The organism is Asticcacaulis sp. (assembly GCF_020217185.1).
Lineage (GTDB): Bacteria > Pseudomonadota > Alphaproteobacteria > Caulobacterales > Caulobacteraceae > Asticcacaulis.
Genome location: NZ_JAIWNX010000258.1, coordinates 1 through 10,000 on the forward strand (window position 1 = coordinate 1; position 10,000 = coordinate 10,000).

The window sequence follows — 10,000 nt, forward strand, 5'->3', positions numbered from 1 at the left end:
CTGCCCGTTGCTGTAGCCCGGCTCGATCTTCACCGCCGTATGGGTTTTCGAGGTCGTCGCCCCGCCGATCAGCAGCGGAATGTCAAAGCCCTGACGCTGCATTTCGCGCGCCACAAACACCATTTCATCCAGCGACGGCGTGATCAGGCCCGAAAGGCCGATCATATCGACCTTGTGCTTCTTGGCCTCTTCGAGGATGCGATCAGCAGGCACCATGACCCCCAGATCGACGACCTCGTAATTGTTACATTGCAGGACCACGCCGACGATGTTCTTGCCGATATCGTGGACGTCACCCTTGACCGTAGCCATCAGGATCTTGCCCGCCGACTGATGCTCGGCGCCGTCTTTTTCGGCCTCCATGAAGGGCATGAGGTACGCCACCGACTGCTTCATGACCCGGGCGGATTTGACCACCTGCGGCAGGAACATCTTGCCCGCCCCGAACAGGTCGCCAACGACGTTCATCCCGGCCATCAGCGGCCCTTCGATAACGTGCAGCGGGCGCTCAGCCTGTTGCCGCGCCTCTTCGGTATCGGCTTCGATAAATTCGGTGATGCCGTGGACCAGGGCGTGTTTCAGGCGGTCTTCGACGGTGCCTTCACGCCAGGCCAGTGTCTTCGCCTCAACCTGCCCCTTCTCGCCCTTGTACTTCGGGGCCAGATCGACCAGCCATTCGGTATTGCTGACATTGTGGCGCTGGGGCCGGTTCAAAATAACGTCTTCGACCGCTTCGCGCAGTTCGGCGTCGATATCGTCATAGACTGGCAGGTCGCCGGCATTGACGATGCCCATATCCATGCCGGCCTTGATGGCATGGTACAAAAATACCGAGTGGATGGCGCGGCGCACCGGCTCATTGCCCCGGAAGGAGAAGCTGACGTTCGACACGCCGCCCGATATACGCGCATAGGGCAGGGTCTGCTTGATGGTGCGCGTCGCTTCGATAAAGTCCACGGCGTAGTTGTCATGTTCCTCGATCCCCGTCGCCACGGCGAAGATATTGGGGTCGAAAATGATGTCTTCGGGCGGGAAACCCACCTCGCCCACGAGGATGTTGTAGGCGCGGGTACAGATGTCGATCTTGCGCGCCGCTGTATCGGCCTGACCCACCTCGTCAAAGGCCATGACCACCACCGCCGCGCCGTATTTCAGGCACTCGCGGGCGTGGTGGCGGAAGATGTCCTCGCCCTCCTTCATCGAGATGGAGTTGACGATGGCCTTGCCCTGCACGCACTTCAGACCCGCCTCGATCACCTCCCACTTCGACGAGTCTATCATCACCGGCACACGCGCGATATCGGGTTCGGCGGCCAGCAGGTTGAGGAAGGTCGTCATGGCCTTGACCGCATCGAGCAGGCCTTCGTCCATATTGATGTCGATGATCTGCGCCCCGGCCTCCACCTGCTGACGCGCCACATCGAGCGCGGCGGTGTAGTTGCCTTCGACGATCAGCTTACGGAACTTGGCCGAGCCCGTGACATTGGTACGTTCGCCGATATTGATGAAGGTGGGGGTCATAATTAAGCTTCTATTTCTTTTTTATGAATCAGCACCTTATATTCGTTTTTATATTCATCACCAACGCTTAAATCGTCCAAATCGTCCGCTAAAAGAGGGATAATTTTTGATTCTTCAGAAACTCCCGAAGACGAAACCCAAGTGAAATCTACAAGTGCAAAAACAGCTACAGGTGCATACTCCCCAGGACTCGTTTCTATGAACCAGTCAGTAGCAGCAGTAATGCTACGTATAGCCTTGATGTAATACTTTGAATCGCTCATCACCACCTCCGCTCTTTCACCTTAATCGTCTTTTACGGGCGTAATATCAAGATCGGAAACATGGGCCGCCAGTCGCCGCAGCGCCGGTTCGAGCAGGCCCTGTGCGTGCACGCGCACCAGCGGCGTATCGATCCACCGCGCCTGCGCCAGCCAGCCGTGGATATGCAGCAACAGGGCATTGGGCGTCGAGGCGTGGACGGCAGCACTCAGTTGCGCCCAGTCCGGCGGGTTGGGCACAGTTGAGGCCACGGCGGCAAAGGCCGCATCACTCAGGCGGTATTCGGTCAGGACCAGCGTCAGCTCATCATAGAACGGCTGATCGACGCTCAGCTCGTCCGGCGTGACGTCTTTCAGCACATCGGCGGCGATCCGCAGACGGTCGGACCAGTTGTCGGGAAGAGGATTTAGGGTCATTGGCCTGTTTTCTCCTCCCTGCGCGAAGCGTGGGGAGGGGGACCGCGAAGCGGTGGAGGGGGAAGACTCAGATCGTAGTTGCGGGCGCTACACCCCACCCTAAGCGCAGGAAGGGGAAACTATTTCCCCGCCCGCCTGACCGCAATATCGACCTGACCGTGCAGGAAATCGACAAAGCCAATCCCCTGCGCCGCCAGCGCCTTGGGGTAGAGCGACGAGGCCGTCATACCGGGCAGGGTGTTGGTTTCGATAAACACCGGGCCCTTATCCGAGACGATGAAATCCGACCGCGTATAGCCCCGGCACGACAGCGCCTTATGCGCCGCGATGGCCAGCCGCTGAATCTCCGCCATCACCTCCGGTGCAAAGCGCGCGGGGCAGATTTCCTGCGTCTTGTTGGACAGATATTTGGAGTGGTAATCAAAGGCCCCACGGTCGGGGATGATCTCGATGGGCGGCAGGGCAATCAGCGACCCGTCGGCCTGCTCCAGCACGGCGCAGGTGGCCTCGGCCCCCGTCACAAACGGCTCGATCAGATAGGGCTGCTCTTTGGCGGCTTCGCGCACCGCCACAAGGTCATTGGTCGAATTGACGAAGATCAGGCCGAAGCTCGACCCATCCTGCGCCGGCTTGGCGACCAGCTTGCCATACTCGGCGAAGGCGTCATCAAGGTCACTGAGCGCAATGCCTGCCGGGGACGGCACACCGGCGCAGGCGGCAAAGCGCTTGGCCGACACCTTATCGAAGGCCAGATGCGAAGCCGCCGAACCGGAGCCGGTGAAGGGCACACCCCTCGCCTCGCACTTGACCTGAAACTCGCCATTTTCAGCAATGCCGCCATGCAGGCCAAGGATCAGCACGCGGTCTTCGGCGGCGGCACGATCCAGCGCCTGATCAATGGTCCCCAGATCGTGGCCATCGGCACGGAAGGGCACCTCGAACGGCCGCTGATGGCCCAGAAGCGCGAGTGACGAGGCCTCATAGACGTGATTGTCCTCGTCCCAGAACCACAGATCGGCTTCGGGCAGGGCCTTGTGCAGGGACTGGGTGGTGGCGACGGCCACCAGACGTTCGCGGCTCAGGCCGCCGAAAAGCAGGGTCAGACGCATAACAACCTCAATTCAGTTCGAACGGTTCAAGGCCAGACAGGCGCAGGGCGCGGGGGCGCTCCGGCGGGACGCGCGGCGCAAAGCCGCGCACCTCATCGGCGACGTGTTTGATATGGTCGGGCGTCGTGCCGCAGCAGCCACCCAGTATGTTGACCAGCCCGTCCTTGGCCCATTCGTGCAGTTCGTGCGCCGTTTCGTGCGGCTGCTCGTCATACTGGCCCATGGCGTTGGGCAGGCCGGCATTGGGATAGGCGGCGACCAGCGTATCGGCCACGCGCGCCAGTTCGGCAATGTGCGGACGCATCAGGTCGGCCCCAAGCGCGCAGTTAAAGCCGATAGCAAACGGTTTGGCGTGCTTCACCGAGTTCCAGAAGGCCTCCGCCGTCTGCCCGCTGAGGGTACGTCCCGAACGGTCGGTAATGGTGCCCGAAATCCAGATCGGCAGCTTGTCCAGCCCCTCGTCCTCAAGGTCCATAATCGCTTTCAGCGCCGCCTTGCAGTTCAGCGTGTCGGTGATGGTCTCAACCAGATAGAGGTCCACCCCACCCTCGTTCAGGGCGCGGATCTGCTGCTTATAGGCCGCATAGACCTGATCGAAGGTGACGCTGCGCGCCCCCGGATCGTTCACGTCCGACGACATGGACAGCATCTTGTTCAGCGGCCCGATCGAGCCCGCCACAAAGCGCGGCTTTTCCGGCTCCTTCGCCGTCCAGGCATCGGCGGCGGCGCGCGCCAGCTTCGCCCCTTCGTAATTGATGTCCCAGCAGGCCTGCGCATCGAGGTGGTAGTCGTCCATGGCAATGGTCGTCGCCGAGAAGGTATTGGTCTCGGAAATATCAGCCCCGGCCGCATAGTATTGATTGTGCAGGTCGGTGATGATGTCCGGGCGGGTCAGGCACAGGATGTCGTTATTGCCCTTCATCTGACCGACATGGTCCTTGAAGCGCTCACCGCGAAAATCCTGCTCATCGAGGCCACGCCGCTGGATCATCACGCCCCACGATCCGTCGAGGATGAGGATGCGTTCCTTGGCGGCGGCTTTCAGCGTGTCAATGCGGTCCTGACGGGTCATATCTGTCTCCTTCCCCCCTGATGTCAGGGGGGACACCGCCGGAATCGGCGGAGGGGGGTTACACTGGCGGGTTTAACCCCACCGTCTTCGAAGCCTTGCGGCCTCGAATCCACCTCCCCTGAAATCAGGGGAGGCGAAGCTTATCAGCGCTTCCGCAGAAGCAGGTTCAGTTCGCTGTTCCATTCCGGCGGCAGCAGGGCCAGCGGGCTGGAGCGGCGCTTTTGGATCACAAAGTGCGCCTTCACGCGCGCCAGCAGATCGCAATAATCAAAGCCCAGATGATGCGGGTAGTAGCCCCCGCCGCCTTCAAAGTCCACGCGCAAGCGCTCGAAACGGAGATCGCCGCGCGCCGCCTGCGCGATACGATCACGGTCCGTGTCGAAATCCGCCCGCCGACGCCCGCGGAACCAACCCTTTACCCACGCCACCGGCCCCGTCTCGACCGGCACGCCGATAATCAGCACGCCATCGGGCTTCAAAAGCCGGTGCATCTGAGCCAGCGCCGCCTCCGTCTCCTCCGGTGGCAGGTGCTCGAACACCTCCAGACAGAAGATCGCGTCCGCACTCGCATCGGCAATCCCCTCGATCCCGGCCACCACCGTCACGCCGCTCAGCGCGCCGACATGGGCCACCGCCTGCGCCCGCAACTGCGGCGACGGCTCAAAGCAAATGACCTCGCCGTCGGGACAGGCCTGATTTAGCTGCCGCGCCAGTTCACCATCGCCCGCACCGTAGTCGATACTGAGCGCCGGACGCCGACCGTTCAGCAGGGCAATCGCCTCCTCGAAGCGCTTGCGTTGCAGATAGCGCTTGAACGGATTGGGGTCCGCCCGCGTAATCGAAGCGTAGTCGGGTTGAATAGACATGAGAAGGCAATCAGGCGGCGGTCGGCTGACCGTCCCTTAGACCCAGAACGCGACAGATGGAATAGACCAGTTCGGCCCGGTTGAGCGTGTAGAAGTGAAAATGGTTCACCCCTTCGCGCTCCAGCCCCAGCACCTGCTCGACCGCCACGGCAGACGCCAGCAGTTTGCGCGTCTCCGCATCGTCATCGAGGCCTTGGAAAAGCTCTTGCAGCCAGTCGGGCACCGCGGCTTCGCAGGCCGCCGCCATCTTGCGCAGGCCCTTGAAATTGGTGACCGGCATGATGCCCGGCGTCAGATCAATCTGAATGCCCGCATCGGCCACGGCATCGCGAAAGCGCAGGAAGGTTTCCGGCTCAAAGAAGAACTGGCTGATGCCGCGCGTCGCCCCGGCATCGACCTTCTGACGCAGCACGTCGAGATCAAAGTCCAGAGACGGCGACTGCGGGTGCTTTTCCGGGTAGACACCGACGCTGACCTCAAAATCGCCGATGCGGCGGATGGCGGCCGTCAGCTCCGTGGCGTTCTGATAGCCGTCCGGGCGCGGCGTGTACTGGCCGTCCTGAAGCCCGCCGGGCGGGTCGCCACGCAGGGCCACGATGTGGCGCACCCCGGCGTTCCAGTATTCGCGGATGACCTCATCGACCTCTTCGCGTGACGCCTCGACGCAGGTCAGGTGCGCAGCGGGTTTCAGCGCGGTTTCGTCCAGTATGCGCTTCACCGTGCGGTGGGTACGCTCGCGCGTCGAACCGCCCGCCCCATAGGTGACCGAGACGAAGCTGGGGTTCAGCGGCTCAAGGCGGCGGATGGCGCCCCACAGGCTCTCTTCCATCTCCGCCGACTTGGGCGGGAAGAACTCAAACGACACATTAAGGTGCGACGCCCCGGCGCGGACCGAGCGGGCAATGGCGGACTGAACAAAGGCGGGCGGCGGAGCCATAGGCGTATTCTCTGTAGCGTTTTATGGGGTGTATCAGGCTTTTTGCATCAGCCAGATGCGCACGGTCAGACCGGGCTCCTGATGCGGCGGCAGGGACAGGCTGCGCAGGGCCTTAAGCCCGGCCACCTTCTGCCAGTGGCCCATATCGTCATCACCGATGCCGAGGCGACGGTGCTGATATTCGTCGCGCATGATCTCCAGCCGGTGCGGCGCGAAATCGACGATCAGCAGGCGGCCGCCGGGTTTCAGCAGCCGCGCCGCCTCTTTCAGCGCCTGCCCCGGATCGGGCAGGAAGTGCAGCACCTGATGGATGACGACCAGATCGGCGCTCTGACCATTGAGCCGGGTGGCGAGGATGTCGCCGTGGCGGAAATCAATGCCGCTCAGGCCCGCCTCGCGCGTGCGGGCGCGGGCGATGTTGAGCATCTGCTGCGACAGGTCGAGCCCGATGGCGTATTGCGCGTTCGGCGCCAGCAGGCTGAGCATCCGACCCGACCCGGTGCCCAGATCGACGATGGTTTCGACCGGCGCATCCCCCACCAGCGACTGAATGGCCGTCTCGACCTCGGCATCATCGACATAGTGCGAGCGGATCTGATCCCATACCGGGGCGATATTCTCAAAATAGCCCTGCGCCGCCTCAAGCCGCTGACCGCGCACCTCTTCCAGCGCCCGCAGATCGGCGCTGTTTTCATCACCCAGCGCGCTCAACACCGAGTCAATCAAAGGCGTCAGGGCCGGATGCTCACTCAGGCGATAGAAGACCCAGGCCCCGTCCGGAAAACGGTCAATCACCCCGGCCTCATTCATCAGCTTGAGGTGGCGCGAGATACGCGGCTGACTCTGATTGAGAATCCGCACCAATTCCATGACAGACAGTTCTTCATGCGCTAAAAGACGCAAAAGACGCAGACGTGTGGGTTCCCCCATCGCCTTTAACGCCTCCAGCAGCGCCGCTTCGCCCAGTATGTCGCTCGATTTCATATAACCATATAAAGATGTCTTTATGTGATTTTGCAAGCGTAAAATCACACCCAAGGCTTGCAATGCGGTATCGACAGGCCTGCGACAGCGTTACACATGGCGGGGGGACGTGTGGTTTCCCACATATCGGCGTATGATAAGAACAGATAACAGCGGAGTTCCGGCCCCATGACCGATAAAGCCTCACTTTCGACGGCCATTTCCCGCGGCCTGCGCCGCCGCTGCCCTGCCTGTGGCGAAGGCCACGCCTTCCGGGGCTATCTCAAGGTGGTGGATACGTGCAGCCATTGTCAGACGCCGCTGGGGGCCTATCCCTGCGACGACGGCCCGGCCTATGTGACCATGCTGCTGGTCGGGCATCTGGTCATTGCGCCGATGTTTGCCTTTGAGTTTTTCTGGAACTTTCCGCTGGAAATCGTGGTGCCAGTGACCCTGACCATTATGGGCGCCCTGACCCTGCTGCTGCTGCCATTCATCAAGGGCGGGTTTCTGGGCCTGATCTGGCACCACGGGCTCAAACGCTTCCGATAACTTCGTAACTTAAGCTTGACGGAATCCCCTTTGCGGAGAATCCTCACGCCGACGCCCGATGGCGTTGCCAACAAACGGAGACCCTCATGGCGCACAAGTTCCTGATCAAGAAGAACAAGGCCGGCGAATTCGTCGCCTATTTCGTCTATAATTCCGAGACGATTTTCTGGACCGAAGGCTATGCCTCCAAGGCGTCGGCCAAGAACGCCATCGAGTCGATCAAGAAGAACGGCCCGGACGCCGAGATCGAAGATCAGACGGTCGAATAGGCGTCGCATCAAGCCATGAAAAAAGCCCGGAGGCCAATGCCTTCGGGCTTTTTTGTTTTGCACCGGTGCGCAGGGCTCAGGCCATATTCAGCGTATCGCGGATGATGGCGATGGAACCATGCGATTCCTCGGTGCATTCCATATGCAGTCGGTCGATTTCTTCCTGCGCGAACTCACGCATCAGCATGGCCGCCTGCGGCGACAGGGCCATCAGCGTGCGCACCGAAGCGCGGGCAAGGGCAAGGGAGGCGTCGAGATCGACCAGGTTAGCGGTATCACGGGCTACGGCAAGGGCGTAGAGGCGCGACGCCACATCGGATGAGCTATCGGACATAGGTATTTTCTGTTCTGACCTGAAAAGTCTATTTTTGGGGGAGGAAGAAGCCGCAGGCCCGCACAAACACACGCTCAGGCCACGGATATGCAACGCGTTATACCAGCGCGGACTAATATCATGCGGCTTACTTAGAAATCCACAACGCGGCCTTTAGGGGTCTTAACCGCGCAGCCCCATTTCTCATTTGATTTTAAAGGTTATTTTTGAGCAGGCAGGAGATTTATGCACAGAGCCGATCAAATAATCGAATTCATCCGATAATTCGGTCTCATTTTGCAATGGACTGCGAAAATTTGCAAATACATGCCATCGCAAAAGCAGAAATTACCGCTTGGCCCTTCTGTATAGAAACAATTGCATGGCCTGCGTGGCAGGTCAATCCATATTTCATCGTGTGACTTGTTTTCACAATTCTTAAAATCGCGCACAAAAAAAGCCCGCCGTTTCCAGCGGGCTTTTCGGTAGTATTTTAAAGATCAACCGATCTTCTTGGCCAGACGTTCCTGACCTTCGCGGATCAGCTGAGCGGCCTGCTCCGGATCGCCCCAGCCCAGAACGCGGGTTTCCTTGTTCTTCTCCAGATCCTTGTAGTGGGCGAAGAAGTGGGTGATCTGTTCGATCATGATGGCCGGCATCTGACGATAGCTCGACACATTGGTATAATAGGGGTGCAGCTTGTCCACCGGCACGGCCAGAATCTTCTCGTCCTTGCCCGCTTCGTCTTCCATCAGCAGCACACCAATGGGGCGCGAACGGATGACCACGCCCGGATAGACCGGCGTCGGACCGACCACCAGAATGTCGCAGGGGTCGCCGTCGTCAGCCAGCGTGTGCGGGATAAAGCCGTAGTTACCCGGATAGAACATGGAGGTGTAAAGGAAGCGATCGACGAACAGCGCGCCGGAATCCTTATCCATTTCGTACTTGACGGGCATACCGCCCTGCGGAATTTCGATGACGGCGTGGATGTCCCAGGGAGCGTTCGGACCGACGGAAATCTTATCGAGATTCATAGGATGTCTTTATTGTTAAACGGCATTGAAGATATGGTTTGGGCGCTGTCATAAGCGGTCCGCTTCTTTCGCACAAGCGAAGTCTGCGTTTTTTGTTTTCGCACTTTGCTACAATTTGTTACCTGACAAGGAATTATCGCTTGTCAGGCGACTTCGAAACACCGCAACTAGACCAAAGTCGGATAACAACAGAGACTTAGCAAAGACCGCATCCATGGAACTGATCGTCAAACTGTTCGGTAGCTGGCGCGATTTCGCCGCCCTTCTGGTCTTCATCTTCTGCTGGCTGGGCTATGAGCCGGTGCTCAAAGCCCTGTCCAAGAAATCGGGCGTGATCTTCAAGGACCTGACCATCGTGCGGCGCGCGTGGATGAAGGAAATGGTCATTCGCTCGTTCAAGCTCTACGACTCCAACCTCATCGGTCACGGCGTCAATTCAATGAGCTTCTTCGCTTCGGCCAACCTCATCCTGATTGCCGCCGTCGCCGGGGCCATCTTTACCGGCGACCTGTCGTACAAGAGCGCGCACGCGCTCGGCATCGACACCTCGTCCTCGGCCCTGCTCCTGATGAAGCTGGCTCTGGTCATGGTCTGTCTGGCGCGCGGGCTTCTCAACTTCATCTGGGCCCTGCGTCAGACCAACTACGCCGTGGCCGCCATGGGCGCGGTGCCCGAAAACATCGA

13 protein-coding genes are annotated in these 10,000 nt (G+C 60.0%); 3 read left to right on the top strand and 10 right to left on the bottom strand.

What is annotated here, in order from left to right; translation table 11 throughout:
* The 8 genes from LDL37_RS12945 to LDL37_RS12980 all read right to left on the bottom strand — a co-directional run.
* Nucleotides 1-1,521: dihydropteroate synthase (locus tag LDL37_RS12945; RefSeq protein ID WP_290799047.1), on the bottom strand; the 1,521-nt coding region annotated here is incomplete at its 3' end.
* Between the two features lie 2 nt (nucleotides 1,522-1,523).
* Nucleotides 1,524-1,784: a hypothetical protein gene (locus tag LDL37_RS12950; RefSeq protein ID WP_290799050.1), complete on the bottom strand. Its 261-nt coding sequence runs from the start codon at nucleotides 1,782-1,784 to the stop codon at nucleotides 1,524-1,526.
* A gap of 21 nt (nucleotides 1,785-1,805) precedes the next feature.
* A complete protein-coding gene (locus LDL37_RS12955; protein WP_290799053.1) occupies nucleotides 1,806-2,198 on the bottom strand; it encodes a hypothetical protein in 393 nt (130 codons plus the stop codon).
* Nucleotides 2,199-2,317: 119 nt separating this feature from the next.
* On the bottom strand, nucleotides 2,318-3,307 hold the full coding sequence (locus LDL37_RS12960; RefSeq protein ID WP_290799056.1) for an ATP-grasp domain-containing protein: 990 nt from the start codon (nucleotides 3,305-3,307) through the stop codon (nucleotides 2,318-2,320).
* A 7-nt stretch (nucleotides 3,308-3,314) separates the two neighbouring features.
* Nucleotides 3,315-4,379, bottom strand: coding sequence for a homocysteine S-methyltransferase family protein (locus LDL37_RS12965; protein ID WP_290799058.1), 1,065 nt, complete (start codon nucleotides 4,377-4,379; stop codon nucleotides 3,315-3,317).
* 143 nt (nucleotides 4,380-4,522) lie between these two features.
* Nucleotides 4,523-5,245, bottom strand: a complete 723-nt coding sequence (locus LDL37_RS12970) for a class I SAM-dependent methyltransferase (RefSeq protein WP_290799061.1) — start codon at nucleotides 5,243-5,245, stop codon at nucleotides 4,523-4,525.
* A 10-nt stretch (nucleotides 5,246-5,255) separates the two neighbouring features.
* Nucleotides 5,256-6,182, bottom strand: coding sequence for a methylenetetrahydrofolate reductase [NAD(P)H] (gene metF, locus LDL37_RS12975; protein ID WP_290799064.1), 927 nt, complete (start codon nucleotides 6,180-6,182; stop codon nucleotides 5,256-5,258).
* A gap of 33 nt (nucleotides 6,183-6,215) precedes the next feature.
* The gene (locus tag LDL37_RS12980) at nucleotides 6,216-7,166 is read right to left on the bottom strand and encodes a metalloregulator ArsR/SmtB family transcription factor (RefSeq protein ID WP_290799067.1); all 951 of its coding nucleotides are present in this window, start codon (nucleotides 7,164-7,166) and stop codon (nucleotides 6,216-6,218) included.
* Between the two features lie 168 nt (nucleotides 7,167-7,334).
* On the opposite strand from LDL37_RS12980, the gene LDL37_RS12985 reads away from it, so the two are divergent.
* Together LDL37_RS12985 and LDL37_RS12990 are read left to right on the top strand one after the other, a co-directional pair.
* Nucleotides 7,335-7,697 (top strand): DUF983 domain-containing protein, encoded by a 363-nt coding sequence (locus tag LDL37_RS12985; protein WP_126419551.1) that lies wholly within the window; start codon nucleotides 7,335-7,337, stop codon nucleotides 7,695-7,697.
* Between the two features lie 86 nt (nucleotides 7,698-7,783).
* A complete protein-coding gene (locus LDL37_RS12990) occupies nucleotides 7,784-7,966 on the top strand; it encodes a DUF1508 domain-containing protein (RefSeq protein WP_013479361.1) in 183 nt (60 codons plus the stop codon).
* 76 nt (nucleotides 7,967-8,042) lie between these two features.
* On the opposite strand, the gene LDL37_RS12995 is transcribed toward LDL37_RS12990, so the two are convergent.
* Together LDL37_RS12995 and ppa are read right to left on the bottom strand one after the other, a co-directional pair.
* The gene (locus tag LDL37_RS12995; protein ID WP_126419550.1) at nucleotides 8,043-8,300 is read right to left on the bottom strand and encodes a hypothetical protein; all 258 of its coding nucleotides are present in this window, start codon (nucleotides 8,298-8,300) and stop codon (nucleotides 8,043-8,045) included.
* A 479-nt stretch (nucleotides 8,301-8,779) separates the two neighbouring features.
* Nucleotides 8,780-9,316 carry an inorganic diphosphatase gene (gene ppa, locus LDL37_RS13000; RefSeq protein ID WP_126419549.1) on the bottom strand — a complete coding sequence of 179 codons (537 nt, stop codon included), beginning with the start codon at nucleotides 9,314-9,316 and terminating at the stop codon, nucleotides 8,780-8,782.
* A 214-nt stretch (nucleotides 9,317-9,530) separates the two neighbouring features.
* On the opposite strand from ppa, the gene LDL37_RS13005 reads away from it, so the two are divergent.
* Nucleotides 9,531-10,000, top strand: a 470-nt coding sequence (locus LDL37_RS13005; RefSeq protein ID WP_290799077.1) for a DUF599 family protein, incomplete at its 3' end; no start/stop codon positions are given.

What these genes read in the sequence shown, in the direction of transcription:
- LDL37_RS12970 (WP_290799061.1), bottom strand. Translation starts at nt 5,245, where the DNA reads ATGTCTATTCAACCCGACTACGCTTCGATTACGCGGGCGGACCCCAAT.
- metF (WP_290799064.1), bottom strand. Translation starts at nt 6,182, where the DNA reads ATGGCTCCGCCGCCCGCCTTTGTTCAGTCCGCCATTGCCCGCTCGGTC.
- LDL37_RS12985 (WP_126419551.1), top strand. Translation starts at nt 7,335, where the DNA reads ATGACCGATAAAGCCTCACTTTCGACGGCCATTTCCCGCGGCCTGCGC.
- LDL37_RS12995 (WP_126419550.1), bottom strand. Translation starts at nt 8,300, where the DNA reads ATGTCCGATAGCTCATCCGATGTGGCGTCGCGCCTCTACGCCCTTGCC.
- ppa (WP_126419549.1), bottom strand. Translation starts at nt 9,316, where the DNA reads ATGAATCTCGATAAGATTTCCGTCGGTCCGAACGCTCCCTGGGACATC.
- LDL37_RS12960 (WP_290799056.1), bottom strand. Translation starts at nt 3,307, where the DNA reads ATGCGTCTGACCCTGCTTTTCGGCGGCCTGAGCCGCGAACGTCTGGTG.
- LDL37_RS12955 (WP_290799053.1), bottom strand. Translation starts at nt 2,198, where the DNA reads ATGACCCTAAATCCTCTTCCCGACAACTGGTCCGACCGTCTGCGGATC.
- LDL37_RS12990 (WP_013479361.1), top strand. Translation starts at nt 7,784, where the DNA reads ATGGCGCACAAGTTCCTGATCAAGAAGAACAAGGCCGGCGAATTCGTC.
- LDL37_RS12965 (WP_290799058.1), bottom strand. Translation starts at nt 4,379, where the DNA reads ATGACCCGTCAGGACCGCATTGACACGCTGAAAGCCGCCGCCAAGGAA.
- LDL37_RS12950 (WP_290799050.1), bottom strand. Translation starts at nt 1,784, where the DNA reads ATGAGCGATTCAAAGTATTACATCAAGGCTATACGTAGCATTACTGCT.
- LDL37_RS12980 (WP_290799067.1), bottom strand. Translation starts at nt 7,166, where the DNA reads ATGAAATCGAGCGACATACTGGGCGAAGCGGCGCTGCTGGAGGCGTTA.